We start from the raw sequence: 25,818 nt of genomic DNA, 5'->3' as shown, positions 1-25,818 counted from the left end.
GCGCGGGCGCCAGTTCCGTTGGCCCGGACGGGTGAGGGGCGCGGTCGGCGGCGGGCCGGTTCGGCAGGGCCGACCAGGTGGATCCGCTCGGTGGCGTCCGTCGGACACAAACGGCGTAATCTGGTCGAAAACCGCATACGAACCTCTGGGCACACCTTCCCGTGCGCCCGGCACCAATCCCCCGGCAACCGCCGGCAACCCCACAGCCCCGCACGCGCTCACCTCCGCACCTCCCACGGCCGCACCTCCGCACCTCCCACCGCCGCACCGTGAAGCCCGTACCGAGCCGGTACCGAGCACCCAGTTCCGAGCACCGTCCCGCACGTGGTCCAGGCAGGTGGCGCGTGACCGATCCGTTCGGCTTCATGAGGATCCCCCGCAGTCCCGTCGCGCCCCGCCCCGTCGAGGAGCGGCTCGGTGACTGGCACGAGGTGTACGCGGGGCAGGCGCTGCTGCCACTGATCTCCGAGCAGGCCGACCGTTGCATGGACTGCGGCATCCCGTTCTGCCACACCGGGTGCCCGCTGGGGAACCTCGTACCGGAGTGGAACGCCTACGCCGCGCGCGGCGACTGGGCGGCCGCGTACGAACGTCTGCACGCGACGAACAACTTCCCCGACTTCACCGGCAGGCTCTGCCCGGCCCCCTGCGAGGACGCCTGCGTGCTGACGATCAACGCCGACCCGGTGACGATCAAGAACGTCGAGCAGGCCATCGCGGACGAGGGCCTGCGGCGCGGCTACCTGGTCCCCCGCCCTCCGGAGCGGCGCAGCGGCAAGAGCGTCGCCGTCATCGGTTCCGGCCCGGCGGGGCTGGCGGCGGCGCAGCAGTTGACGCGGGCCGGACACGAGGTCGTCGTCTACGAGCGGGCCGACCGGATCGGCGGCCTGCTGCGGTACGGCATCCCCGAGTTCAAGATGCAGAAGGTCCACCTGGAGCGGCGGATCGCGCAGATGCGGGCCGAGGGCACGAGCTTCCTGACGGGCGCCGACGTGGGCGGGCCGGCCGGGGACGCCCCGGTGGGCGAGCTGCGCAGCCGGTACGACGCCGTCGTGGTCGCGGTCGGTGCGACGGAGAGCCGGGAGCTGGCGGTCCCGGGGCGCGACCTGGCGGGCATCCACCAGGCCCTGGAGTACCTGACCTGCGCCAACAGGGTCAGGGAGCGGGACTATCCGGTGTCCCCGCTCAGCGCGGCGGGCCGGCACGTGGTGATCGTCGGCGGTGGTGACACGGGCTCGGACTGTCTGGGTACGGCGCTGCGGGAGGGCGCGCTGTCGGTGGTCCAGCTCGACATCAATCCGGAGCCGGGCAGCGGGCGGCCCGAGGACCAGCCCTGGCCGGTGTACCCGAAGGTGTACCGGATCTCCCACGCCCACGAGGAGGCCCGGGGGCGGGAGGACACCGATCCGCGACTCTTCGCCAGCGCCACCCTGGACTTCGAGGGCGACGGGGCGGGCCGGGTACGGTCGCTGCGCCTGACCGCCGTCGAGCCGGCCGCCCGCAGCCCCCTGTCCGGGACGGAACGGGTGATCCCGGCCGGGCTCGTCCTGCTGGCCCTGGGGTTCTCCGGCCCGGAACGGTCGGACGCGCTGTGCGGGGGGCTGGGCCTGGAGTTCGACGAGCGGGGCAACTTCGCCCGCGACGCCGCCTTCGCGGCAGGGGGCGGGCGCACGGCGGGCGTGTTCGTCGCGGGGGACGCGGGGCGGGGCCAGTCGCTGGTGGTGTGGGCCATCGCGGAGGGCCGCTCGGCGGCCTCGGCGGTGGACCGCTACCTGACCGGCTCGACGAGCCTGCCGGCCCCGGTGGCCCCCCACGACGAACCGATGTCGGCCCTGGGCCGCCTGCGGTACGGGGAGCTCTAGGCCGTCTCGCCAGGGCCCCGTGGGGCCCGCCCGTGCCCCCACCCATCCGGAGCGCGGGCGCCTACGAAACACTGGTGTGAGGGCGTCGGCGGGCGGCGACCCGAGGAACAAGGGCAGGGAGCCGCAATGGCACGGCGGGCATCCGGTGCGGACGGCACCGACACGGCGGCGATGGCCTTGGTGCACGGGAGTGTGCCGCCCCGGCCGCGGGCCGCGGTGCTGTTCCTGCACGGCGGGCGCGCCGACGGGCTCGGGCCGCCCGGCGCCCTCAACCTGCCCGGCGCCCGCATGCGCCCCTTCGCCGCCCGGATCGCACGCGAGGCACGGCCGGACGGGGTGCTGGTCGGTCACGTGCGCTACCGCCACCGGGGGTGGAACGGCCCGCGCGAGGACGCCGTGCGCGACGGGCGCCGGGCGCTGCGGGAGCTACGGGACCTCGCCGCCGGGGTTCCGGTCGTCCTGGTGGGTCACTCCATGGGCGGCCGGGCGGCGCTGCGCATGGCGGGTGACCCCGGAGTCGACGGGGTGGTGGCCCTGGCCCCCTGGTGTCCGCCGGGGGAACCGGTGGCCCACCTCGCGGACGCGCGCGTGGTCGCGCTGCACGACCAGGCCGACCGGGTCACGGACGCGGACGGGACCTGGTCCCACCTGGCGCGCGCCCAGCACGAGGGGGCGCGGACCCTCGGCATCCGGATGCCGGAGGGCGGTCACGCCATGCTGCGCGGCGCCCGCGACTGGCACCGCCTCGCCACCACGCTCACCCTCGGCCTCCTCGGCCTGGCCCCGCTGCCGGCGGCTCTGACCGGGCCGGACGGGGCGGCGACGACACCCCAGCCCGCGGGCCTCTTCCTGACCCCGGGCTGACCGTCCCCCGCCCCTCCCCCGGATCAGGGGCGGTCGTACCAGGAGAAGGCGACGATCCGCCAGCCGTCCGGGGTGCGGACGCATTGCATGGTCTTGGTGCCGCCGCCCTCGAACGCTTCGCCGTCGAGCACCCCGGATTTCCGGTACTCGCCGAAGCGCGCCGCGATGTCTCCGGTGATATCGGTGCGTTCGCCGGTTTCCCATTCGGAGAATTCCACCAGCCGGCCGTCGTTGAGCAGCCGTTGGCGGGGTTCGATGAACTCTTCGACCGTGTAGACGGTGAGTTCGGGTCCCGTCTTGACGATCACACCGCTCGGCAGGAGCAGCCGGCGGATCCGGGCCACGTCGGCACCCTTTCCACCCCGGTTGTCGAAAGCGCCGTAGAACTCGGCGGTCAGGATGTCTATCTCGGCCTTGGACACGATACGACGGTAACACCGGCCGGGCGGTGGGGACATCGGCCTGCGGGACCCTGGGGCGCTTTCACCGGGGCGCGGGGTGATGACGTCTCCATCATGACAGGTCAGAGGCCGTTTTCGTAGGACCGAGAGCACAGCGGATCAACCTTGTTGGGGGCCCTGTTCGGCTCGCACAATCGTCCTCATGAATCACACGGCGAACATCAATCACGACGCGGTCCTGCGTGCCCGGGTGGCACTCCTCGGTTCGGAGAAGCTCCCGATCCGGCAGCGGGTCGCCGCCTATCGCGTGCTCGCCCAAGTCAGCCCACTGGCCTACCTGCCGCTGCTGTCGGCCGCGTTGTACAAATACGGGACGCGGGAATTCCGCGACCAGCCCGGGATCGAGTTGGCGCTGCGGGCCGAATCCGTGGACGCCGCGCGCCGCGCGTACGCGCTCGAAGCGGAGCGGGAGCCGTTGCTCCTCATCGCGCTGGAGCACTACGGGGAGCAACTCGCCCTCCTGGGACGGACGGAGGAACTCCGCGCCGTGGAGGACGAACTGGCCCGGATGGGCCGGAAGGCGCGCTGACCCCTATCCGAACTCCCCGGTGGGGCGGGTCCGGCGCCGGGCGGTGGCGGCCACCGCGAGGGCCGCGGCGGTCAGGGCCGCCGCCACCGCGAACGTGGTCCGGGTGCCGGCGGCCACGGCCTCGGGGGCGGCCGTGGTGATGTCGGGGGTCTCGGAGGCGAGGAGGAACACGGCGCCCATCACGGAGGCTCCGGTGATGAGGCCGAGGTTGCGCGAGAGGTTCAGCAGGCCGGAGGTGACGCCCCGGCGGTCGGGGTCGGCGCCGGCCATGACGGCCGTGTTGTTGGCCGTCTGGAAGACCGCGTAGCCGGCGGTGACGACCACCAGCGGGACGACGTAGCCGAGGGCTCCGTAGCGCGTCGGCATCAGGGAGAGGCCGAGGCAGCCCGCGGTCATGGCGGTCAGGCCGGCCCCGGTCGTGCGGTGGGCGCCGTGGCGGTCGGTGAGGCGTCCGGCGGGTACGCCGGCCAGTGCGGCGACGACCGGGCCGGCGGACAGCGCGAGCCCGGTCAGCGCTTGGCCGAGGCCGAGCGCGCGGGACAGGTGGAACGGTCCGACCACGAGGGTGGCCATCATCACCGTGGAGACGAGGACGCTCATGACGAGGCCGGAGCGCAGGGCCGGTTCGCGGAGCGTCGCGCCCCCGATCAACGGGTACGCGGCCCCGCGCTCCACCCGGACGAACAGGGCGGTGCCGAGAGCGGCGGCGAGCAGGAGGCCCAGGCTGAGGGGGCCGGAGCCGCCGCGCCAGGTGGTCATGGCGAGGGCGTAGGAGGCGAGGGTGAGCGCGAGCAGCAGGGTTCCGGAACGGTCGAAGGGAGGTCGGTCGGTGCGGGTGCGCCGCCTGTCGGTGGGGAGGTGGCTTCCGGTGGGGAGATCACTGTCGGCGGGGAGGTGGCGGTGGGCGAGGAGCAGGGCGAGGAGCCCGAGCGGGACACCGACGAGGAACACGGCCCGCCAGCCGGGGCCGGACATCAGGACGCCGCCCAGGGACGGGCCGAGCGCGGTGCCGATGGCGGAGGTGGTGCCGAGCAGTCCCATGGCCCGGCCGGTGGCAGCCTTGGGTACGGTCTCTCCGACGAAGGCCATGGTGAGGGTCATCATGACGGCGGCCCCGAGGCCTTGGGCCGCTCGGGCGGCGATCAGCAGTCCGAGGGTGGGGGCGAGTCCGCACACTGCCGAGGCGGCGGTGAACAGGGCGGTCCCGGCCAGTAGCAGTCGGCGCCGGCCGATCGTGTCGCCGAGCCGTCCGACGCCGACGATCAATGTGGTGAGGGCGAGGAGGTAGGCCAGCACGATCCACTGGACCTGCGGGAAGGTCGCGTCGAAGGCGTCGGCCAGGGCCGGCAGGGCGACGTTGGCGATGCTCGTGCCGAGGGAGGACAGCAGCATGCCGAGGGAGAGCGCCGCGAGCGCCCAGCGGTGACCGGTGGCCCCCGGGAGGTCGCAGGCCCCGGCCCCCGCCCCGGCTCCGGTCGTCCCTGGGCTCGAACCGAGGTGCTTCACGGTGGACTCCGCTCTTCGGGTGTCGGGTGTACGGAGCCCGCTGCGGGCCCGTGCCGAGGAGAGTGCGTCCGACGGGCGGCGCCGGCAATCGTTGTTGCCGTTTCCGGGACGGGGCGGTGGAATGCCCCCATGGAACCGACGCCCTCCGACCGAGCGGTACTCGAAGAGGTGGCCCCGCGGCTGCGCAGGCTGCGGGCCCACCGCGGTCTCACGCTGGCCGTGCTGTCCGAGCTGACGGGCATCTCCAAGAGCACCCTGTCCCGCCTGGAGTCCGGGCAGCGCCGTCCCAGCCTGGAGTTGCTTCTCCCGCTGGCGAGCGCCTACCGGGTGCCGCTCGACGAGTTGGTCGGCGCTCCGGACGTGGGCGATCCGCGGGTCCGGATGACGCCGGGGCCGCTCGCCAGTGGGGGTACGTACATCCCCCTGAGCAGGACCCCGGGCCCGCTACAGGCCTACAAGATGATCATCTCCGACCGGGGCTCCGAGCCGGATCACCGTACGCACGAGGGCTACGAGTGGCTGTACGTGCTGAACGGCCGGCTGCGGCTGGTCCTCGGGGAGCACGACCTGGTCCTCGGGGCCGGGGAGGCGGCCGAGTTCGACACGCGGGTGCCGCACTGGTTCAGCAGCGCGGACGGGCAGCCGGTGGAGGTCCTCAGCCTGTTCGGCCGGCAGGGGGAGCGCATGCACGTCCGCGCGAAGCCCCGTACGGCGCCGGCCCTCGACGACGGGCCCGGATCGCGCGACGCCTGACCGCGGACGGAACCGGAACCGGAACCGGGAGGACGGAGCGCGCTCGACGCGTGCGGCGGCGGGGGGGGGCCCCGGGGGGGGGCCCCCCCCCCCGGGGGGGGGGGCGCGGGGGGGCGGGGGGGGGGGGGGGCGCCCCCCGGGGGGCGCCCCCCCGCCGCCGTGGTGTGCGCGGAGGTCGGACGGTGGGGTCAGCCTCGGACGATGTTCTCCGCCTGGGGGCCCTTCTGGCCCTGGGTGACGTCGAACGTGACGGTTTCGCCCTCCGCCAGCTCCCGGTACCCGTTGCCGGAGATGTTGGAGTAATGGGCGAAGACATCCGGGCCGCCTCCGTCCTGGGCTATGAAACCGAAGCCCTTCTCGGAGTTGAACCACTTCACGGTGCCCTTGGCCATGCGCGTCCCTCTGTTCGACCCGGCGGGCGGCCCGGTCAGGGGCCGCCGCAGCGCCCGTACGGGGGCGCCCGCCTCAGTCCTCCCCAGGTGACGCGGCACCTACACCAACGACCCGCCGCAGACACGCGGCGGGTCGGGGGCGGGGGCGCCCGGGGTCAGTGGATGACCCGGAAGCTGCGCCAGGGCAGGGCGACCGGGGAGGTCACGTTGGAGAGGGTGGTGGCCACGTAGGTGCCCTTGCCCCCGGCCGGCTCCTTGCAGTCCAGGGACGGGTACAGGACCACGTCCACAAGGGTGTTGTTCTCTACGTGGGCGGCTCCGCGCGGGAGCCTGATCCGGTGGCACCCCGTGACCAGGGTGTTGGAGTAGGTCACCTCCGCCGCCGAGTCGTGGGCGCGGAAGCTGAGCGTCCCGACCGTGCTGCGGCCCAGCCCCGAGCAGGCGGTGGCGGTGAGCAGCAGGAGCGCGGCCCCGGTGATGACGCCGATGCGCCGGCGGGGATGGGTCATGGCGCGGTCCTCGTCTGTGCGGTGGCGGCGGGCGGCTGTCCAGGGCCGTCTCCGTGGGATCAGGCCTGGCCCACAGCCTGCCCCGGCCGGGCCCGGACGGCATCCGCAGTTCGGCCGGGCGGATGAATCCGGGGGTCCGGCGCCCGCGTAACCGGCCGCGGGGGCGGGGCCCGGCGGGTGACGGATGGGGCGTTGCCGCGTTGTGCTCGGCATGGAAGAGCTCCTCGACGTACTCCTGGACGGCGTGACCGAACCCCGTCTGAAGCTGATCGCCGCGGACGAGGCCCGCGCCCTGGTGGTGCTGCTCGGGATCCTCGACGACGAACACCCCGGTGAGGACGTCGGGCGGGCGGCCGGCGAGATGCGCATGCGCCTGGTCGCCCGTCTGGCCTGAGGCGGCGGTCGGTCGGCTGCGGTCGGTCGGTCGGCTGCGGGGCTGGGCCGTCGCAGCCCCGGCCCACCTGTGAGGTCGCGTTCCGCATGGGGCAGGATGGCATCCCGTTTCGCGTGCGTCGTACATGCGTCCGGATGCGATCCAGCAACACAACCTGACAGGTGACATGGTGACGACACAACACATACCGTCGGCGGCGCTTCCCCCCTCGGAGGACGTCCGTTGAACCGGGACCTCGTCCTGCACGACTGGGTGGTGGCCGCCGTCGCGCTCGGCGCGGGCGTGCTCGCGGCCCTGCTGCTGCGGGCCGTACTGCGACGGCTGGAAGTGCACGCCCGTCGGACCCGGTGGACCGGGGACGACGTCATCGTCGACGCGCTGCGCACCGTGGTGCCGTGGGGAGCGGTGCTCGCGGGAGCCGCCGCGGCGGCCACGGCGCTGCCGTTGAGCAGCCGGTGGGAGGGGATCGCAAACCGCTCCCTGACCGCCGTGTTCATCCTGGTGGCCACCCTCACGGCCGCCAGGATCATCGCCGGGCTGGTGCAGTCGGTGGCCGCTTCGCGCACCGGTGTGGCGGCCTCGGCCAGCATCTTCGTGAACATCACCCGGATCGTGGTGCTCACGATGGGCGTGCTCGTTGCCCTGGAGACCATGGGCGTGTCCATCGCCCCACTGCTCACGGCGCTGGGCGTCGGCGGCCTGGCTGTTGCCCTGGCCCTCCAGGACACCCTCGCCAACCTCTTCGCGGGCGTGCACATCCTCGCGTCCAAGACGGTCCAGCCCGGGGACTACATCCGGCTCAGCGGCGGCGAAGAGGGGTACGTCGTCGACATCAACTGGCGCAACACGGTGGTGCGCAACCTCTCGAACAACCTGGTCATCATCCCCAACGGGCGCCTGGCCCGGACGAACATGACCAACTTCACCCACCCGGAACAGCGGTTGTCGATCCTGGTGCAGGTGGGGGTCGGCTACGAGAGCGACCTGGAGCAGGTGGAACGGGTGACGCTGGAGGTCGTCGACAGCGTGATGGCCGACATCAGCGGCGGGGTGCCCGACCACGAGGCCGCCGTCCGCTTCCACACCTTCGGGGACTCCCGGATCAACTTCACGGTGATCCTCGGGGTGGGCGAGTTCAGCGACCAGTACCGGATCAAGCACGAGTTCATCAAGCGGCTGCACCAGCGCTACCGGGCGGAGTCCATCTCCATCCCGGCCCCGATCCACACGGTCTCCCTCCAGGGCGAGGACGTCCGCCCGACCGGCCCGGTCCCGGCGCCCCCGGTGCCGCACCAGCGCGACGGCTCCTCGGCCCTGCCGGCGGACCGGGTCCGATAGGGACTCGCACGGACGGGGGCGTCAGGGCGTGTCCGTCGCGCGGGCGGGTGCGCCGTGGGCGTCCGCGAGGCGGGCCAGGTCCGCGGAGAGGGTGTCCAGCCAGGCCACCGTCGTGAAGAACAGCGCCGGGGCGTCCCGGGTGGCGTCGGCGGCCTGCGGGCCGGCGCCAGGGCGGGCCGGCGCACCGGCTCCCGTCTCCGGGGCCGGCGGGGGCGGCCGGCGGCCGCGGGTCTTCCTCGGTACGTCGAAGCGGGCGGCGGCCACGGTGAAGCCCTCCGCGACCCACGCGCCGTAGGACCGGAGCCGCTCCCGCGCCTCCGGGGCGGCCGGCGCCCCCGGGCAGGCGGCCATGACACGGCGGGCGCCCCACAGCACGTGGTGGCCCGACATCATCGCGCCGTGCCAGTCGGGGCCGGGCCCCGCCGGTCGCTGCCCCTCGGTCTGGAACTGGGCGTACGCCGTCTCGGCGAGGACCAGCGCCCTGCGGACCTCCCCCGCCGCCTCCAGGGTCGCGGCCGGGTCCGCGGGCCCTTCCGAGGAGCTCCCGGCGGCGCCGGTGCCGGCCGAGACCTCGCCGGCGGCGGCCCGCAGCATCCGGGCGACGGCCCGGCCCAACTCGTCGTGCGCCCCGCGCGGCCAGGCGAGCAGTCCGCAGGCGAGGCCGATGACGCTGCCGATGAGGACGTCGAGCAGGCGGACCTCCGCGAGCTGCCAGGTGGCGGGCGCCAGCTGGGCGAAGACCACGGCGACGATCAGCGTGAACATGGCCTGCGCCCAGCCCACGCCCCGCAGCGGCCCGAGGGTGAAGCCGATCAGCATCAGCGGCGGCATCAGGTACGCGTACGCCGTGCTCGCCTCCCCGGCGAGCGCGAGGACCGTACCGGCCGCCAGGGCGCCCAGGCAGGTCCCGATCAGCGCGGACCGTACGGTGGCGCGGGTCTGGACGGCGGTGGTGCGGGTCAGGCTGACCACGGCGAGCATCGCCCAGAAGCCGTGGGGCAGGGAGTCCAGGCCGGCGACCGTACGGGCCACGGCGAGGGCCAGACTGATCCGTACGGCGTTCTGGAAGTGGACGGACCTCGGACCGGCGTGCGCCGTCAGCCGGATCCACCACAGGCGGGGCAGGCTCATCCCGGCGTACCAGAAGTGGTCCCGCTCCAGCTCCGGGTACGGCGGCCGCAGCCCCGGGGCCGGGGTCCGGGACGGCGCCGGCGCGGCCCGGCGGCCCCGGACGGCGATGTCGGCGGCCTTGCCGAGGGCCAGGCCCGCGTCGGCGACCTCCAGCAGTGCGGCCTGGCGGCGGCGCCCGACCGGGACGGGGGGCATCAGCAGCGCCATCCGGGCCCGCGCCCGGCGCAGGGCGTCCACGGCGGCCGGGCTCGGGGTTCCTTCCCCGCCCCCGCCGAGCACCTCGGCGGTGTCCCGCGCGGCCTCCTCGACGGCGCGGACCAGCGCGAGGTCCACCGGGCCGGGCTCCGTACCGGCGGGGCCGGGCAGCATCCGCAGCCGGGCGAGGAGGGTCCGGGCGGCCATGCCGGTGTGCGCGAGCGCCCGCTCGCGGACCCCGGGGCCGGCGGGACGTTCGGCTTCCGGGACCCGGGCGGGGCGCAGGGCCTCACCGGCGGCCACGGCCCCCCGGTCGACGGGCGGGGGCAGGGCGTACGGCGGCGCCACGAGGGCCCCCGCACACCGGGCGGCCGTGGCCACGGCGGCGGCGACGCGCTGCCGGTAGGAGGCGACGGGCGGGTCGGGCAACACGTACGCCTCGGCCAGGGCCATGAGCAGCAGGCCCACGACGGTCCCGAGGAGGCGTTCACCGAGGGCGTCCGGGGCGTACGGGGGGAAGCACGGCAGGATGTAGAGCAGCTGGAGCCCGGGGGCGGTCCCGGCGGCGCGCGGCCCGCCCGCCGAGGAGAAGGCGACGCAGAAGCCGATGACGACGGTGCCGAGGACGGCGGTCCACGTACGGACGGCCAGCAGGGTGCCGATCGTGACCAGCAGGCAGGCCACGGGCAGGACCCTGACCATCTGTTCGGCGCGCTGCCGGCCCGTGCCGGGGATCCGGGACAGGGCGGCGAGGGCGACGGCCCCGAACAGGGCGTAGGTGGCGGCGACCGGGCGGTCCACGAGGTGGAGGAAGCCGTAGAAGCCGACGCAGGCGGCCAGGGTGACCCGCACGGCCCGGCGGACGGCGGCAGGACCGGCGTCCGTGCCGTGGCGCAGTCGCGCGTACGCCCGCGCCGGGCTCCCTCCGGCGGAAGACGGCCCCGGCCGGGCCTCGGAGGTCGTGCTGCCCTCGTCCGTTCGCATGCCCATACCGGCTCCGCCCGCGCGCTCGACGTCCCCGTTCCAGAGTGCCACGGGCTCCGGCGGCGCACAGCGGGAGCCGGGCGGGGCCCGGTACGGCCGCCGTCGTCTCCGGCCCCCCGGGCCCGGAGACGACGGCGCCGCGTGCGGGGCGTCAGGACCAGACGGTGAAGGTGACCGTGACGGAGGACTTCCGGCCGGCCGCGTCGGTGACGGTCAGCGTGGCGTTCCGGAAGCCCCAACCCGTGGCGCTGCCGGAGACGACCCCGGTGGACGCGTTGACGCCGAGTCCGGCGGGCAGGTTGGCCGCGCCGAAGGTGTACGGCGCCGTGCCTCCGGTGACCTGGAGCGCGAGGCTGAAGGGGCGGCCGACGGTGACGTTCTGGCTGCCGGGGTTGGTCAGGGTCGGTGCGCCGGTGCCGGGGGTGGTCACCGTCCAGGTGAAGCTCGCGGAGCCCTTCTTGCCGGCGGAGTCGGTGGCGGTGAGGGTGACGGAGGAGGTTCCGGCGGTGGTCGGAGTACCGGAGACGGTGCCGGTGGCGGCGGCGACGGACAGGCCGGCGGGCAGGCCGGTCGCGGTCCAGGTGTAGGGGGCGGTGCCACCCTCCGCGGAGTTCTTCAGCTCGACGGCGTTGCCGGTGACGCCGTTCTGCGCGGAGACGGCGGCCACCGTCACCTGGCCGGGCTGTGGGGTCGAAGTGACCAGCGAGGCACCGAACTTGGCGAGGGCCTCGTTGACCGGCTGGAAGATGGTGAACTTCTCGCCGCTGCCTCCGGAGCAGGTGGCGCTGCCGCCGCCCGAGTGGAGTCCGACGGCCTTGCCCCCGGTCGCGGTGACGTAACTGCCCCCGGAGTCACCGCCCGCCGAGCAGGCACTGGAGTAGGAGAGGCCGTCGATGACGACGTTGCCGTAGTCCACGCTCTGGTTGACCTTGGTGACCTCGCCGCACTGGAAGCCGGTGGTCTGGCCGGAGTGGCAGACGGCGGTGCCGACGACGGCTTCGGCCGAGCCCGTGACGGCGACGTCGCCCTTGCCCCAGCCGGCGACGGTGGGGGCCAGGTTCCAACCGGCCTGGTCCACGTCGACGATGCCCATGTCCCCCTCCTTGGCGTTGACGGTACCGACGCCACCGCGGTTGGAGGTGCCGACGCGGGTGCCGTCCTTGCCGTAGGCGGGCTGGTCCACGTCGTTGGTGCAGTGACCGGCCGTCAGGAACGCCTTGCCGCCGCCGTTCGTGCGGGTCACGGGGAAGCCGATCGAGCAGGGGCTCTCGCTGCCCGGTATCCACTTCTCGCCGCCGAGGACGCTGCCGCCCTGCTGACGGGGCAGGTCCCGGGACTCGACGACCCGTACGAGGTCGCCCAACGAGGCCAGTCGGTTGCGGAGTTCGGCGGTGGCGGCGGTGGCGCGGTCGGGATCGAGGGTGACCTCGACGCGGTTGTGGCGGGCGTCGGGCCCCCAGGACACCAGGCCGGGTACGCCCTCGCTCCAGCGACCTACGCTGTCGGTGGCCTCCTCCAACCGGGTCCGGGAGAAGCGGGCCTGGTGCGGGACGGCGCCCGCCGCGCGGACGGCGGCGGCCTGTGCTGAGTCGGCGGCGCCGGTGACGGCGGCGTGCAGGCGACCGTCGGCCGCGTCGAACCACATCCCCGCCACGGCGTCCCCGACGGCGCCCCGTACGGCGGTCGCGGCGCGGGCGGCCTCCGTTTCCCGGGCGATCCGCTCGCGGACCTGGGCGGCCGACAGCCCGAGGTCGCGGCGCATCGCGTCCTGGACCTCCTGCGATACCGGTGCCGGTGCGACGGCGGGTGCGGACGGGGTTGAGTTGTCGGGCCGGGCGCTGGCGGGCACGGCCAGCGCGGCGAGGGCCGCGACGGCCACGAGGCCGGTCAGCGCGGGTCGGTTGACGGAACTGCGCATGGGTGGGGGGCCTTTCGTGAGGGGGGACGCACGGCTTCCCGGAGGAGAGGACGTGCGGGGAGGCACGGCGGCCGGGGTGCGGCCGGGGTGCGGCCGGAACCGGATGGCGGGTGGGTCCGGGAGGGTCCGACTCTCGGGATGACCGACAGCGTCACGGTCGACCGGGCTCCGGCGGTATCGGGGAAATCCCCCGCGCCGGCGGGCCGTCGGGGGGCACCGCCGGCGGTGCGGGAGCAGTGTGGGGGAAAACCCTTGTCCTGGGCCGGGGACCCGCCGCGGCATTGCCCGGGAGCACGGGGCGGCCTACCGTGCGCGGTGTGAACGGGCGGACGGGTGAAGAGGGCCGGGCGTACGGAGCCGACGAGGACCGGCCCCCGCCGGCGCACACCGCCGCGCGACTGTTGGAGCGGCACGGCCGGCTGGTCGTGACCGGGCCGTGGGGGGCGGGCAAGAGCGCGCTGCTCGACGCGTTGGCGGCGGACCCGAGCCCGTGGGCGGGCGCGGCCGAGCGGCGCCGACGCCTGTACGTCCGTACGCGGCCGGGCGACGAGCGCCTCCCGTACGCCGCCCTCGCACAGTTGCTCTCCACCCCGCCGAGCGCCCGCCCGGCCGGCGCACCGGGACCGGACCCCGCCTGGGCGGCGGACCTGCTCCACGAGCTGACCCCGCACCCGGGCCTGCCGGGGGCGGGGCCGGGGCCGGGGCCGGACGGAAGTGCCCTTTCGGCGCTGCCCGTTGGCGAGCCCGAGGAGCTTGCGGCCCTGTCCGCGCCGGGCCAGCGGACCGCCGGCCCGACATATGGCGCCGGCGGCGGCAGGGAACCGAACGGTCGGGGCGGGGTGCGGGTGCGGGTGGCGTTCAGCGCGTGGCTCGGGGGCGGGGGGCCCGTGCTGCTGCTCGTCGACGGGGCGCAGTGGCTGGACCCCGCCAGCGCCGAGGTGCTCGGGTACGCGCTGCGCGTGCTGCCCGCCGAGCGGTTGGCGGTGGTGGCGGCCGAGCGGACGACCGGTCACCCCGGAGCCGCGGCGGACCTGCTGGGCGGGCACCCGCCGCTGTTGGCCGTCCCTCCGGCGGACCTGACGCGGACGGCGGTCGCTCTCGGGCGGGTGGGGTTGCCCGCCCGCTGGGCGGCTCCGGTGCGGGAGTACACCGGGGGCCATCGGGCCCTCCTGGACGCCTGCTGCGAGGCCTTGGCGCCGGACGCCCACGGCGGGCCGCTGTGGCCCCGACGGGTGCGGGAGCTGGCCGGGGCCTGGCTGGCCACCGTTCCCGAGGAGGTCCGCGACACCCTCCAGGTGGCCGCGCTGGCCCGGCACCCGGACGCCGATCTGCTGCGCGCGGCGGGGCGGCCGCTCGCCGAGGACCACTTGGACCACGCCGTCCGCGTCGGGCTGTTGACCGACGACACCGCGACCGCCCCCGACGCGGTGACGACGACCCGGACCCGGTTCGCCGCGCGGGCCCTCGCCGAGGCCGCCGCCGCGACCGGCACCGCCGGGCAGCGCCGCCGGATCCACCGGGCGCTCGCGGGGGCCGTCCACGACCCCGTGCAGCGGGCCCGGCACCGGGCCCTCGCCCAGGACACCGCCGACCGGGCCGTCGCGGAGGACACCTCGCTGGCCGCGGCGCTCGCCCGGGAGGCCGGGGACCGCCTGGCCGCCGCCGAACTGGAGCTGCTCGCCGCCCGGTTGACCCCCACGGACCGGCCCCGGCTCCGGCTGGAACGGCTCGCCGCGGCCACCCGGGACGCCGCCGCCTCCGGACGGGCGGACCTGGCCCGGCAGGCCTGCGACCTGATCGCGGCGGCCGGCGGCAGCACCGCCCAGCGGGTGCACGCCCTGCTCTTCGTGGTCGACGCCCACGGCCAGGACACGGGCGCCATGGAGCCCCTCCTCGCCTCGGCGCGGCAGCTGGCGGCCGGGGACGCGGCGCTGCTCGCCGCCGTGGAGCTGCGCGCGGCGGTCCGGGCCAACATCACGGGCGGGGAGGCGGCCCGGGCCCTTCGGCACGCGGGGGCGGCCGCCGAACTGGCCCGGGACGGCGGGGACGTTCCGCTGGAGGCCGCCGCCCTGACGATGCGCGCCCGCATGGAGCGCGTCCTGGGCCGGCTCGACGCCGCGCCGGTCACCCTGGCGCGGGCCCTGGCCCTGGGCGTGGCGCCGCCCCGGCTCGGCATCCGCAACAGTCCCGAGTACCTCTCCGCCCGGCACGCGGTGTTCGACGGGCGGCTCGTGGAGGCCCGCCGGACCCTGACCGGGCTGCTGCCGGTCGCCGAAGCCGCCGGTGAGGCCGAGGACCTGGTGGACGTGTGGCGGAGCATGGCCGAGGTGGACGCGGGGCTGGGCCGCTGCGCTCGGGCCCTGGAGTGGTCGGCCCGCGCCGTCGCCCTCACCGCGGCTGCGGGCCTGTCCCCCGGGCCCGCCTGGTACACCGCCGCCCTGGCGCAGAGCTGCGGCGGCGCCTTCCCCGAGGCCCTGCGCTACGCGGCGCAGGGGGTGCGGGCCTCGCGGGAGGAGCGGGACGCCCTGCACGTGGCGCGCGGCCTCTGGATCCTGGGCGCCGTACACCTGCACACCGGCGAGGTGGAGCGGGCCGCGGCGGCGTTGGCCGAAGTGGCCGAGCTGGAGGACCGGGCGGGGGCCGCGGATCCCGGGATCCTGCGCTGGCAGGCCGACGCCGTGGAGGCCTTCGCCGCCTCCGGGCAGCCGGAGCGTGCCTTGGCGCTGCTGGAGCGGATGCGGGAGCGGGTCGGCCCGCGCTCGGGGCACGCGGGGTTGCGGGCCGCGCTGACCCGGGCCCGGGCGGCCTGCCTGCACCTGGACGGCGCCGACGAGGAGGCGGCGGAGCTGCTGGAGGACGCCGCCCGGGGGTTCGCGCGGCTCGGGCTGCGCGTTGAGGAGGGCCGTACCCACCTGGCGCTGGGCCGGCTCGAACGCGGCCGGCGGCGCAGGGCGGCGGCCCGTACGGCCTGGGAGACGGCCCTGGAGGTGTTCGAGGGGGCCGGGGCGCGCCCGTGGACGGAGCTGACCCGGGAACACCTGGACCGCCTGACCGGCCTGCGCCCCGACACGGCCGCCCCGGGTGACGGCGGGGCCCGGCTGACCGGGCACGAGCTGCGCCTGGCCGCGCTGGTGTGCGGCGGTGCGACGAACCGGCAGGCCGCGCAGCGGATGTTCCTGTCGGTGAAGACGGTGGAGACCATGCTGAGCCGCGTCTACCGCAAGCTGGGCGTCCGCTCCCGTACCCAACTGGCCGCCGCCCTGACCCCGTGACCGGCGCCGCCCGTCCCTGCCGTCCCGGGGGAGGGACGCGGTGCGGCGTGGCGTGGTGTCGGCCGCCGTGGCCGGTCGGACGGTGGACAGGGCGGCGGGAATCCGTTCCCCGAGCCGTCCGAGGCGTGCGTCCATGCCCGACCGCCGCGCCTCCGCCGCCGCCGTCGACCGTCTGCGCGCCCATGCCGTGGCCGGCTTCGGGGACGGTGTGATGATCCTGAAGACCGTCCTCGCCGCGCCCTGTCCTGGTGGGTCGCGGCCGACCTGTTGGCACTCCCCCAGCCGGTGCCGGCCCCCGTCGGCGCGATCCTCGTCGCGCAGACGACCCCGTACGCCACCGCCCTCAAGTCGCTGGTGGGCATGTACGCGGGCCGGGTGCTGAGGCTGGGCTCCCAGATGCACCAGATCGCGATGACCGCCGTCCTCGTGGTCGGCAGCAGCGAGCACCTGGGCCACGGGACGGCCCGGCTCGTGGACAACATCCTCGGGATCCTCGTGGGCACCGCCGTCGCCCTGTTCGTGCCGTCCGCCGGATTCACCCGGCGGGCCCGCTCCGAGACCGCCCGACTCACCCGGGATGTTGTGCACGGCGGCGATCCTGGAGGACGTCCGGAGGCTGCTGTACGAACTCGACCCCGAGCTGGGCCCCCACCTGAACGCCTTCGGCTGAGGCCTTCCGCCCGCTCGCCGGGCCCGAGGAGAAACCGTCCGGCGCCCCGTCACCCCGGCGACATCCGTTCGACCACCGGGGCAACGGACCGCCCCCGGTGGTCGCGGGTGCCCGCCCGGCCGGAACGACGGCCTCAGACCACCGTCCGACGCGCGGCGACGGCTTCGGCGAACTCCCCGAGGTTCAGGTCGCGGAACTCCTCGCCGTCGACCTTGACCCCGAAGTGGTCCTGCACGGCCATGGCCAACTCCACGACCATGAGCGAATCGAGGAGGAGGTCGCGCATCGGCGTGTGCGGCCCCATCCCCTCGGCGGGCACTTCGATCAACTCGGTGAGCAGTTCGGAGATCACGTCGATGACGGATCCCGGCGCGGAAATGGTCACGGAACCTCTTTCGAGAAGCAGGGAAAGAACAGGGAGGCCCATTCCCCGGACGGGGCACGGGCGTTCTCGTGGTGGAATGAGTATCACGGCGGCCCATGCGTTCAAAACCGGCCGCCGGGAAGCCATTTGACATCACGAGCGACGAGAGCGAGGCACTTTCGTGTCCCCAAGCGTGACCGACCTGCTGGAGATCGCCACAGCCGAATTCCGTTCCGTTCGGCGACTGCTCGGCGAGGCGGGCGAAGTCGCCCTCGACCGGACCATGGACTGGCTGGTGGACGACTACTTCCGCCTGGACGTACGGGGGTTGGAGAAAGTGCCGACCGAGGGCGCGGCGCTCCTCGTGGCCAACCATTCGGGGGCGTGGGGCCTCGACGCGTTCGTCTTCCAGAGGGTCCTCTTCCGCTCCCTTTGTCGCCCCCTGTTCATTCCGGCCGCACCGTTGACTTTCCGCGTCCCGGCGCTCGGCGCGTACGCACGGAAGAAGGGTGCCTATCCGATCGATCCGACGCTGGGATTGGAGCACCTCACCGCCGGGGAACTCGTCGGCTTGTTCCCCGAGGGAATGGCCGGTCTCGAAAAGCCTTTCCAGGACCGCTACCGACTCCGTCCCTTCAGTCCCGGATTCGCGGCGACCGCGCTGCGCGCCGGTGCGCCCGTCCTTCCGGTGGCGATCGTGGGCGCCGAGGAGACGTATCCGAAGCTGGGGGACGTCCCCGCACTGGCCCGTCTCCTCGACCTCCCGTACTTCCCGATCACACCGGTGTTCCCACTGCCCGCGAAGTGGCTGATCAGCATCGGCGAACCGATCCCCGCGCCCGAGCGGCCCGCTTCCCTCGCCGCGCGTTCGGCCGTGGCCCGCGCGCTGTGCGCCGAGGCGCGGGCCGCGGTGCAGGACATGCTGGACGAGGTGGTGGGCGGCCGGGACACGCCCTTCTGGTAGGGCCCCGGTTCACTCCACCAGTCGCCGGGCGGCCGTCCGTACGTCGGACGCCGCCTTGGCGCAGCGGTCGGCGTGTGCGAGGAGGACGGTACGGAAGTGCTCGCCCGTCTCGTCCTCGTTCCAGCCGGGATCGCCCGCACACGCGGCGAGGCTCTCGGCGTGCCGGTCCAGCCGCTCGGCGCTGGCCCGGGCGCGGGCCCCGTACACGGCGGGGGCGTGGCCGGAGGCGGCGTCGGGCACGGCCGTCGCCGGCCGGACCGTCGGCGGGACCGCACCGGCCCCGCCGGTGAGGTCGGTCAGGGCCACCAGCAGCCCGCTCGCGTCCAGGGAGTCCGGCAGTCGGTCCGCCGTGAACCGGGGGGCGATCAGTGTCGGGCGGGCCCGCTCCAGGACGGCCCGTACGGTCTCCCCCGTGACCAGGGTGGCGAAGTGCGCGGCCGAGCAGCCGGCGGGGGCCGTGCACAGGGCGCCCGGCCACGGGGCCGGCCCGTCCTCCCCGGGCGGGTGGGGCAGCCAGCCGGGGGCGCAGAGGATCTCGGTGCCGGCTGCCACCTCCAGGTCCTGCCAGACGAACCCCGCCCGCGCCGGGTGCACGGCGGCGGCCACCGGCGGGTAGCGGCGCAGGGCCTCGTCGACGGCGCGTTCCGGGGAGTCGGCGGCTCCGACCGCGTGCAGGGCGAGGGCCTGGAGGGCCGTCGTGGAGGCCGCTTCGCAGACCAGGGAAAGCGCGTGGGCGACCACCGGGAGGGCCGCTTCGCCGGTCAGGCCGCCGGCCAGCAGGCCGCCCAGCAGGGAGGCCGGGTCGGGGTCGTCGAGGTAGGGCGCGAGGCGCCTGGCCAGGGCGGCCCGGCGGGCCCCGTGGGAGCGGCCGTCCACGGCCGCGGTCGTCGCGGCGACCACCTCGCTCAGCAGGGTGTCCTCGACGGCGCCCGCACCGACGACCACGCGTCGGGCCAGGCGGCGCGTGCCGGCGCGCCACTCCCGCCGGTCAAGGGTGCCGTCGCCGCACCGGGCGGCCGTGAGGCGGCCCGCGTCCTCGGCCACGAGGGCGCGCACCGCTTCGGCGGTGGGGGCGGCCGCGTAGGCCAGGGCGTCGTCGGGGGCGGCGTGCTGCGAGAGCGGGTGGCGCCGTCCCCCGGCGTCGAGCCCGGTCGCGGGGCCGAGGGCGTCCTCCCGGTCCGCCCGGGCGAGGAGGGCCGCGGCGTCGTCGGCGGACAGCGGTACGAGGAAGGTACCGAAGGGGGTGCCCAGCCGGACGGGCCGTCCGGAGCGGGTGCGCCGCAGGTGGGCCAGCAGGGCCCGGGTCATTCCCTCCCGGGTCAGCGCGTCCCATCCCACCGCGCGGGCGGGGGCGTCGGTCCAGGGCAGCCGCCGGGCGAGTACGGCCGCGCTGAACAGGACGTTCTCCAGGGGCCAGGCGGTGGCCGGTCCCCGCACCGGGGCGGTGGGGAGGCCCTGGGTGTCGGCGGGAGGGGCTTCGGCGTCCACGCGACGGTATGCGGCGTCGGTGAAACGGTCTTGGGCGTCGGCGGGTCGGTCTTCGGCGTTCACGGGTCGGTCTTCCTCGCGGTCACTCGTCGCGGTCACGTGCGGTGGGCGCTCGTCGTCGTCACTTGTCGCGCAGCATGTACGGCTGGTTGCCGGTGATCTCGCCGTCGTAGGCGCCGATGAGGGCGTTGACCCGCTCGCGGTGGTGGGCCATCGCGCCGCGCAGGCTGTCCGAGTAGGCCTGGGGCGCGTGGGAGAGCGGGTAGTCGTACGACTCGTCGAGCCAGGCCAACTCGACCCAGTCCTCGGGGATGTCGTTCGGGGAGGCGGGGCCGCGCCCGTCGAGGGTGGGGATCACGTCGTGCTTGTTGACCAGGCTGATCACCCGCGTGGTGTGGTCGGCGGGCCGCTTGTTGTCGATCGGCGAGCCCACGGCGATGACGTGGGTGAGGCGGTAGGTGGCCGAGAACTCCGGGTCCGAGGCCAGGTTCAGGGCGGTCAGTCCGCCGAGGCTGTGCCCGACGATCATCAGCTCGGAGCCGGCCGGGACGCCCGAGCGTTCCAGGAGGCGGCGGGCGGCGCGGGTGTAGGTGGTGTCGGTGCGCAGGACGCCGTCGAAGGCGCCGATGACGTCCTGGGGCGTGCTGTTGCTGAGCAGGGCGAAGCTGGTCCCGGGCAGCAGGAGCACGTACCGTACGGCGCCGTCGGCGCACCGGACCCGGCGCAGCAGGGCCAGGCCGTGGTTGCCGAGGGCGCCGATGTCGTTGACGTAGCTCACGATGTCGTTGGCGGAGGTCGTCAGGACCTTGGCCAGGATGGAGTCCGGTTCGGCGCGTTCGGCGCGTCCCGGCCCGGGGTTGAGGAACTTCAGGAGGGAGCTGGGCAGTCCGAGGAAGGGGTCGGTGGTGGGGACTCCGCCCGCGAGGGTGACCCAGGAGAAGGAGTCGTTGACGGGGTTCTCGTCCAGCAGTCCGAGGAGCGCGCAGAGTTCCATCATCACGGGGCTGATGGTGGTGAGGGCGCGGGTGATCCCGAGCAGCTCGATGAGGCCGCGCAGGGCACGGAGGGCTTCGACCCGGTTCCCGGCGATCATCGCGTCGGTGAACCGCCGGGCGGCCGGCGCGTCCAGGTTGGGGTGTTCGGTCGCGGCCGCCCGGATCCGCAGGGCGAAGGCGTCCACGGCCATGGTCACCTTGGCGGGCCGTCGGTACGTCACGTTCCCGGCCATCCGGGTCATTTCGCCGAACAGGCCGCCGTTGGCGCCGAAGCCGAGTCCCGACGGGCTGGTCAGTGCCTTGGCGCAGGAGAGCGCCGCGCCGAGCGCCCAGCCGGGTCGCCTGAGCGCTTCGAGGGCGAACCGGGGGCCGGAGAGGGCCCCGCTCAGCTCGGCGCCGGCCCGGCGCGCGGTGAGCGCCGCGTCCGCCAGCAGTACCGAGGCCGCGATCAGCAGGTCGGTCTCGGTCCGCCCCGACTGCGGTCGCGGGACGGTTCCGTTGGCGGTGGCGGGCTGCGGTTGCGGCTGTTCGGGGAGGCTCCGAGCCACCTCTTCGACCACGTGCGGGGTCACGTCCCACCTCTCGTCCATGTGCGGCCGGTTCGTGGCGCCGCGCGGGCTGTTGCGCACGCATGGTGGCACCGAACGGGCACCCCGACGTGCGCTCGCCGCACGCCCCCGCACGCCCCTGGTACGCCTCCGGCGAGGGTGGGGCCGCGCCCCCACGGGCCGGGGACGGCCCGGGCGGTGAGCTGCGGTCCTTCGGGGATCCGCCGGTCGGCCGGGGTGAGGGCGGGGTCGCCGCGTTGACCCGGGCGGGACGCGTACCGGCGCGGGACCGAGAGTCGGCGCGGGAGGGGTGGTCCGCTCGGGGGGGCCGCTCCGGGAGGGGTGGTCAGCGGCGTTCGAGGTCCGAGGGTGCTTCCTGGACGTTCCATCCGTTGCCGTCGGGGTCCTGGAAGGACAGGAAGGAGTTCCAGGTGCCGCCCTTGCCGTCCTCCCAGCCGCCGGCGCCGATGTGGCGCACCGGGGAGACATCGACGCCCCGGGCCACGAGTTCCGCGCGGGCGGCCTCGATGTCGGTGACGCAGAGCTGGAGGCCGTGGAGGGCGCCCGGGGCCGTGGTCCTCGTACCGGGGGCCGGGGGCATGCCCTGGAGCAGGGCGATGGAACAGCGCGAGCCGGGCGGGGTGAGCTGGATGACGCGGACGCCGGGGGCGACCTCGTCGTCGAGGTCGACCGTGAAGCCCACCTGGTCGGCGTAGAACTCCTTGGCCCGGTCCAGGTCGGTGACGGGGACGGGAACGACTTCGAGCGTCCAGTTCACGGTGGCTCTCCTCTGCGGTGGGAACGGGCGCCGGTGGCGGGCCCGGGTGCGCGCCTCCACCGTCGCGCACCCCGGCCCGGCCGCGCACCCCGAACCACCCGGAGGGGTCCCCCGGGGCCGGCGGTCGTCAGCGGGCGAGCGGTGACACGGGTTCCGCCCGGCGGACCAGGGCCGCGATCCGGGAGGCGATCTCGGGCCACAGCGCCCTCGGCAGGTCGTGGCCCATGCCCTCGAAGACGAGGAGTTCCGCGCCCGGAACGGCTTCGGCGGTCGCCCGCCCGCCGCTGACCGCGCACATGGCGTCCTCGGCCCCGTGGATGACCAGCGTGGGCAGGTCCAGGGCGCGCAGCGCCCGCGTACGGTCGCCCGAGACCACCGAGGCGACGGCTTGGCGGGCCATGCCGAGGGGGTCGTAGGCCCGGTCGAACGAGCGGCCCGCGCGGTCGCGGACGGCGGCCTCGTCCGGCTCGAAGCCGGGAGAGCCCAGCAGGCGTAGGGCCGCGACCATCCGCTCGACCACCTCGTCCCGATTCCTCGGCGGCGGACCGGCGAGCGATTCCAGCGCGCCGGGCCTCGCCTGGCCCACGGACCGGTCACCGGTCGAGGACATGAGCGAGGTCAACGAACGGACGCGCGCCGGGTGCTCGATCGCCATCGTCTGCCCGATCGCCCCGCCCAACGAGAGGCCGACGACGTGCGCGCTCTCCAGGCCGAGTGCGTCGAGCAGGCCCACGCCGTCGGCGGCCATGTCGGACAGGGTGTAGGAGGCCGAGGAACCGTCGCCCGCGAGCGCGGCCGGGACGTTCGGGAACGGCGCGTCCGGGAAGTGCGAGGACAGTCCGGCGTCCCGATTGTCGAAGCGGATCGGCTGGAGGTCCCGGGCGACCAGCTCGTCACAGAATCCGTCCGGCCAGCCCAGGAGTTGCATCCCGAGCCCCATCACCAGCAGGACAGGCGGGGCATCCGGGTCGCCGAGCCGTTCGTACGCGACCTCGATGCCCGCCGGGCCCACGCCCACGGCCTTCGCTCCGACCACCGTCACACCGTCTCCTCGCTCGCCCCGCCCCCTCTCGAATACGGACGGGAAACCTACCGGAATTCCCTCTCGATCCTCGGGAAAACCGCCGGAATCGCGGAAAGGCGAAATCGACGGGAATTCCTCATGCCGTGGGGACGGGAAGCGGAACGACGACGGGCGCGTGGTCCGTGTGGACCGTCGCGGCCGTCATCCGGGGGACCGCCTCGATCAGGGCCCGTTCGGCGCCGGCGGCCAGCTCGTGCGCCTGGACGACCGTCAGGTGCGGGTCGACCACGATGTCGACTTCCGCGCGCAGGGTGTGCCCGATCCACCGCATGCGCAGCCGACCCACGTCCCGTACGCCCTCCACCGCCCGCACGGCGCCTTCGGCACGGTCCACGAGGGCGGGGTCCACCGAGTCCATCAGCCGTCGCCAGACCTCACGGGCGGCGCCGGCCAACACTAGCACGATGGCGACGGTGATCAGCAGGCCGACGACCGGATCCGCCTGGCGCAGGCCGAGGGCGGAGCCGCCGGCCCCGAGCAGGACGGCGAGCGAGGTGAAGCCGTCGGTGCGCGCGTGCAGCCCGTCGGCGACCAGGGCGGCCGAGCCGATCCTGCGGCCGGTGCGGATGCGGAGGCGGGCGACCCACTCGTTGCCCGCACAGCCGATCAGCGCCGCCGCGCAGACGGCGCCCAGGTGGGTGACCTCGCGGGGGTGGAGGAGCCGGTCGACGGCCATCCAGGCGGCGAGCGCGGCGGACGCGGCGATGGTGAGGACGATGAGCACCCCGGCCAGGTCCTCGGCCCGCCCGTACCCGTAGGTGTAGCGGCGGTTGGCGGCACGGCGGCCAAGGACGAAGGCGATCCCGAGCGGTACGGCCGTCAGCGCGTCGGCGGCGTTGTGGACCGTGTCCCCCAGCAGCGCGACCGAGCCCGAGAGCGCGACGACGGCGGCCTGGAGGACGGTGGTGACGCCGAGGACGGCGAGGGACAGCCACAGCGTCCGCATCCCCTCGCGCGAGGTCTCCATGGCCGCGTCCACCTTGTCGGCGGCGTCGTGGCGGTGCGGGCGGAGCAGGTGGGCCACGCGGTGGCGCCGCGGGGCCGGGTGCGCGTGGCCTTCATGGCCGTGGCCGTGTCGGATCCGCGCCCCATCGGAGTGGGGGTGGGAGTGGGTGTGGTGGTCGGGTGCGTGAGCGTGCCGGTTGCCCTCCATGCGTTCACGGTGGCATACGGATCCGATTGCGGCCATGGCCGTCGTACACCCTCCGACCAGGTGCGACGCGCTCGCAATTGCACCCCGGTGGTGGCGGCTTCAGCGGACGAGGCGGGGAAGTCGCAGGCTGAGCAGGACGGTGAGGGCGATCAGCCCCAACTGCACCAGCAGGATCACCTGGAGGGCCTCCCCCATGCCGCGCTCGGGGGCCAACGCGAGGAAGAGGCTGCCCAGTGTGGCAACGCCCAGGGCGAGGGCCGACTGCTGGGCGGTGACCATCACCCCGCCGCCGACACCGGCCCGGTCGGCCGGTACGTCCGAGAGCATCAGCCTGATCAGGACGGGGAGTTGGAAGCCCTGGCCGAGACCGGCGACGGCCATGCCCGGGGCGAGGGCCGCCACGGAAAGCTCTTGACCGCCGGAGCGGAACGCGAGCAGGAGCAGGGCGATGCCCACCGCCTGGACGAGTCCACCGGCCGTGACGACGCGGCTGCCGAACCGGCCGACCAGTCGGGGCCCGGCGAGGGAGGCCGCGAAGAAGGCGACGGCCATCGGTACGAGGGCCAGCCCGGCGGCCACCGGGCCGAGGTGCAGGCCCTGCTGGAGGGCCACGGCCATCACGAACATGAATCCGCTGAAGCCGACCGAGAAGGGCACCATCATCACCAGGCCGCGCCGCAGCGACTCCAGGCGCAGCAGGCTGGGCGGCACCAGCGGGGTCCGGCCGAGCCGGTCGGCGCGGCGTTCGGTGAGGTAGAAGGCGAGGGCCGCGAGCGGGAAGATCCCGAGGGAGACCAGGGTCCACAGCGGCCAGCCGGCCGCCCGCCCCTCGGTCAGCGGCAGGAGCAGGGAGAGCAGCGACAGCGCGAGCAGCAGGGTTCCGGGTACGTCGACGGCGGCCGGGCGCTCCGAGCGGGTCTCGGGGACCGCGCGAACGGCGAGCAGCAGGCCGAGCAGGACGACGGGGACGTTGACGAGGAACACCGCCCGCCAGCCGGTTCCCGCGAGGTCGGCGGCGACGAGGACGCCCCCGAGGATCTGGCCGAGGACCATGGACAGGCCGGCGGTGGCCCCGTAGAGGCTCATCGCCCGGGCCCGGCGGGGGCCCTGGGTGGTGGCCTGGATGGTGGCGAGCACCTGCGGCAGCATCAGCGCGGAGGCGGCGCCCTGGGCCACCCGTGCGCCGACCAGGGTCCAGGCGGTCGGGGCCAGGCCGCAGGCCAGGGAGGTCAGGCCGAAGGCGGCCATGCCGATGAGGAACAGCTTGCGCCGCCCGGCGGTGTCGCCGAGGCGGCCGCCGAGGACGAGGAGGACGGCGTAGGCGACGCCGTAGCCGCCGACGACCAGTTCCAGCAGGGCGGGGCCGGCCGCGAGGTCGCTGTCGATGGCGGGCAGGGCCACGTTGACGATGAAGAAGTCGATCAGCGGCAGGGCCGCGCCCAGCAGTACGGTGAACAGCCCGAGGGGGGCCAGGGACGCCGTGGGAGTCGGGGAGGCCGCAGGGGCCGCGGGGGCGCTGCCGGTGGCCGACGGGGCCGGGGGCGGTGGGTTCGTTCGTACGGTTGCTTCGCTCACACCCTGGACGATCCTCCCCCGCTCAGCCTGGTACCAGAGTCTTCTCATCCTGGTACCGGGAGTACCTGGCACCGGGATGCACGATGCGGCA

21 protein-coding genes are annotated in these 25,818 nt (G+C 75.0%); 8 read left to right on the top strand and 13 right to left on the bottom strand.

What is annotated here, in order from left to right; translation table 11 throughout:
* Positions 1-344: 344 nt before the first annotated feature.
* Together ACIOD1_RS09080 and ACIOD1_RS09075 are read left to right on the top strand one after the other, a co-directional pair.
* A complete protein-coding gene (locus ACIOD1_RS09080) occupies positions 345-1,862 on the top strand; it encodes a glutamate synthase subunit beta (protein ID WP_401901181.1) in 1,518 nt (505 codons plus the stop codon).
* Positions 1,863-1,988: 126 nt separating this feature from the next.
* Complete coding sequence (locus ACIOD1_RS09075; protein ID WP_401901179.1) at positions 1,989-2,726, top strand: alpha/beta hydrolase; 738 nt, start codon at positions 1,989-1,991, stop codon at positions 2,724-2,726.
* A gap of 23 nt (positions 2,727-2,749) precedes the next feature.
* On the opposite strand, the gene ACIOD1_RS09070 is transcribed toward ACIOD1_RS09075, so the two are convergent.
* Positions 2,750-3,148, bottom strand: coding sequence for a DUF4440 domain-containing protein (locus ACIOD1_RS09070; RefSeq protein WP_365628379.1), 399 nt, complete (start codon positions 3,146-3,148; stop codon positions 2,750-2,752).
* Positions 3,149-3,329: 181 nt separating this feature from the next.
* Between ACIOD1_RS09070 and ACIOD1_RS09065 the strand changes: the two genes are divergently transcribed.
* The gene (locus tag ACIOD1_RS09065) at positions 3,330-3,716 is read left to right on the top strand and encodes a hypothetical protein (RefSeq protein WP_401901177.1); all 387 of its coding nucleotides are present in this window, start codon (positions 3,330-3,332) and stop codon (positions 3,714-3,716) included.
* A 3-nt stretch (positions 3,717-3,719) separates the two neighbouring features.
* Here ACIOD1_RS09065 and ACIOD1_RS09060 read toward each other — a convergent pair whose 3' ends face one another.
* Complete coding sequence (locus ACIOD1_RS09060; RefSeq protein WP_401901175.1) at positions 3,720-5,222, bottom strand: MFS transporter; 1,503 nt, start codon at positions 5,220-5,222, stop codon at positions 3,720-3,722.
* A 129-nt stretch (positions 5,223-5,351) separates the two neighbouring features.
* Between ACIOD1_RS09060 and ACIOD1_RS09055 the strand changes: the two genes are divergently transcribed.
* Positions 5,352-5,975 carry an XRE family transcriptional regulator gene (locus ACIOD1_RS09055; RefSeq protein WP_365628372.1) on the top strand — a complete coding sequence of 208 codons (624 nt, stop codon included), beginning with the start codon at positions 5,352-5,354 and terminating at the stop codon, positions 5,973-5,975.
* A 188-nt stretch (positions 5,976-6,163) separates the two neighbouring features.
* On the opposite strand, the gene ACIOD1_RS09050 is transcribed toward ACIOD1_RS09055, so the two are convergent.
* Both ACIOD1_RS09050 and ACIOD1_RS09045 read right to left on the bottom strand, forming a co-directional pair.
* Positions 6,164-6,367: a cold-shock protein gene (locus tag ACIOD1_RS09050; protein WP_365616889.1), complete on the bottom strand. Its 204-nt coding sequence runs from the start codon at positions 6,365-6,367 to the stop codon at positions 6,164-6,166.
* 155 nt (positions 6,368-6,522) lie between these two features.
* Positions 6,523-6,876, bottom strand: a complete 354-nt coding sequence (locus ACIOD1_RS09045; RefSeq protein WP_365616891.1) for a hypothetical protein — start codon at positions 6,874-6,876, stop codon at positions 6,523-6,525.
* Between the two features lie 211 nt (positions 6,877-7,087).
* On the opposite strand from ACIOD1_RS09045, the gene ACIOD1_RS09040 reads away from it, so the two are divergent.
* Together ACIOD1_RS09040 and ACIOD1_RS09035 are read left to right on the top strand one after the other, a co-directional pair.
* On the top strand, positions 7,088-7,270 hold the full coding sequence (locus ACIOD1_RS09040; protein ID WP_365616893.1) for a hypothetical protein: 183 nt from the start codon (positions 7,088-7,090) through the stop codon (positions 7,268-7,270).
* 222 nt (positions 7,271-7,492) lie between these two features.
* Positions 7,493-8,608 (top strand): mechanosensitive ion channel family protein, encoded by a 1,116-nt coding sequence (locus ACIOD1_RS09035; protein ID WP_401901172.1) that lies wholly within the window; start codon positions 7,493-7,495, stop codon positions 8,606-8,608.
* A gap of 21 nt (positions 8,609-8,629) precedes the next feature.
* Here the strand turns inward: ACIOD1_RS09035 and ACIOD1_RS09030 are convergent, their stop codons facing one another.
* Together ACIOD1_RS09030 and ACIOD1_RS09025 are read right to left on the bottom strand one after the other, a co-directional pair.
* Positions 8,630-10,924, bottom strand: coding sequence for an FUSC family protein (locus tag ACIOD1_RS09030; RefSeq protein WP_401901170.1), 2,295 nt, complete (start codon positions 10,922-10,924; stop codon positions 8,630-8,632).
* Positions 10,925-11,069: 145 nt separating this feature from the next.
* Positions 11,070-12,836 (bottom strand): putative Ig domain-containing protein, encoded by a 1,767-nt coding sequence (locus ACIOD1_RS09025; RefSeq protein WP_401901168.1) that lies wholly within the window; start codon positions 12,834-12,836, stop codon positions 11,070-11,072.
* A 317-nt stretch (positions 12,837-13,153) separates the two neighbouring features.
* Here ACIOD1_RS09025 and ACIOD1_RS09020 point away from each other — a divergent pair, with 317 nt between their 5' ends.
* Positions 13,154-16,108, top strand: a complete 2,955-nt coding sequence (locus ACIOD1_RS09020; protein ID WP_401901167.1) for an AAA family ATPase — start codon at positions 13,154-13,156, stop codon at positions 16,106-16,108.
* A gap of 803 nt (positions 16,109-16,911) precedes the next feature.
* On the opposite strand, the gene ACIOD1_RS09015 is transcribed toward ACIOD1_RS09020, so the two are convergent.
* A complete protein-coding gene (locus ACIOD1_RS09015; protein ID WP_365616903.1) occupies positions 16,912-17,163 on the bottom strand; it encodes an acyl carrier protein in 252 nt (83 codons plus the stop codon).
* Positions 17,164-17,323: 160 nt separating this feature from the next.
* Between ACIOD1_RS09015 and ACIOD1_RS09010 the strand changes: the two genes are divergently transcribed.
* On the top strand, positions 17,324-18,106 hold the full coding sequence (locus ACIOD1_RS09010; protein WP_401901165.1) for a lysophospholipid acyltransferase family protein: 783 nt from the start codon (positions 17,324-17,326) through the stop codon (positions 18,104-18,106).
* A gap of 9 nt (positions 18,107-18,115) precedes the next feature.
* On the opposite strand, the gene ACIOD1_RS09005 is transcribed toward ACIOD1_RS09010, so the two are convergent.
* From ACIOD1_RS09005 to ACIOD1_RS08980, 6 genes are all read right to left on the bottom strand, one after another.
* Positions 18,116-19,657, bottom strand: a complete 1,542-nt coding sequence (locus ACIOD1_RS09005) for a hypothetical protein (RefSeq protein ID WP_401901163.1) — start codon at positions 19,655-19,657, stop codon at positions 18,116-18,118.
* A 58-nt stretch (positions 19,658-19,715) separates the two neighbouring features.
* A complete protein-coding gene (locus ACIOD1_RS09000; RefSeq protein WP_365616909.1) occupies positions 19,716-21,179 on the bottom strand; it encodes a lipase family protein in 1,464 nt (487 codons plus the stop codon).
* Positions 21,180-21,483: 304 nt separating this feature from the next.
* Positions 21,484-21,915 (bottom strand): VOC family protein, encoded by a 432-nt coding sequence (locus ACIOD1_RS08995; protein WP_401901161.1) that lies wholly within the window; start codon positions 21,913-21,915, stop codon positions 21,484-21,486.
* Positions 21,916-22,042: 127 nt separating this feature from the next.
* Entirely contained in the window at positions 22,043-22,957 is a 915-nt protein-coding gene (locus ACIOD1_RS08990; protein WP_365616913.1) for an alpha/beta fold hydrolase, read from the bottom strand.
* 118 nt (positions 22,958-23,075) lie between these two features.
* Complete coding sequence (locus tag ACIOD1_RS08985) at positions 23,076-24,152, bottom strand: cation diffusion facilitator family transporter (RefSeq protein ID WP_365616915.1); 1,077 nt, start codon at positions 24,150-24,152, stop codon at positions 23,076-23,078.
* Between the two features lie 99 nt (positions 24,153-24,251).
* Positions 24,252-25,775, bottom strand: a complete 1,524-nt coding sequence (locus ACIOD1_RS08980) for an MFS transporter (protein WP_401901159.1) — start codon at positions 25,773-25,775, stop codon at positions 24,252-24,254.
* Between the last annotated feature and the right edge of the window lie 43 nt (positions 25,776-25,818).

The organism is Streptomyces sp. NPDC088097 (genome assembly GCF_044741845.1).
GTDB lineage: Bacteria > Actinomycetota > Actinomycetes > Streptomycetales > Streptomycetaceae > Streptomyces.
Note: the sequence above shows the minus strand (reverse complement) of the source record. Positions and strands in the feature narration are given on the sequence as shown.

Bases quoted from the DNA above. Each gene is read 5' to 3' on its own strand.
- ACIOD1_RS09075 (WP_401901179.1), top strand. From the start codon at position 1,989: ATGGCACGGCGGGCATCCGGTGCGGACGGCACCGACACGGCGGCGATG.
- ACIOD1_RS09065 (WP_401901177.1), top strand. From the start codon at position 3,330: ATGAATCACACGGCGAACATCAATCACGACGCGGTCCTGCGTGCCCGG.
- ACIOD1_RS09055 (WP_365628372.1), top strand. From the start codon at position 5,352: ATGGAACCGACGCCCTCCGACCGAGCGGTACTCGAAGAGGTGGCCCCG.
- ACIOD1_RS09050 (WP_365616889.1), bottom strand. From the start codon at position 6,367: ATGGCCAAGGGCACCGTGAAGTGGTTCAACTCCGAGAAGGGCTTCGGT.
- ACIOD1_RS09045 (WP_365616891.1), bottom strand. From the start codon at position 6,876: ATGACCCATCCCCGCCGGCGCATCGGCGTCATCACCGGGGCCGCGCTC.
- ACIOD1_RS09040 (WP_365616893.1), top strand. From the start codon at position 7,088: ATGGAAGAGCTCCTCGACGTACTCCTGGACGGCGTGACCGAACCCCGT.
- ACIOD1_RS09030 (WP_401901170.1), bottom strand. From the start codon at position 10,924: ATGGGCATGCGAACGGACGAGGGCAGCACGACCTCCGAGGCCCGGCCG.
- ACIOD1_RS09025 (WP_401901168.1), bottom strand. From the start codon at position 12,836: ATGCGCAGTTCCGTCAACCGACCCGCGCTGACCGGCCTCGTGGCCGTC.
- ACIOD1_RS09000 (WP_365616909.1), bottom strand. From the start codon at position 21,179: ATGGACGAGAGGTGGGACGTGACCCCGCACGTGGTCGAAGAGGTGGCT.
- ACIOD1_RS08985 (WP_365616915.1), bottom strand. From the start codon at position 24,152: ATGGAGGGCAACCGGCACGCTCACGCACCCGACCACCACACCCACTCC.
- ACIOD1_RS08980 (WP_401901159.1), bottom strand. From the start codon at position 25,775: ATGAGAAGACTCTGGTACCAGGCTGAGCGGGGGAGGATCGTCCAGGGT.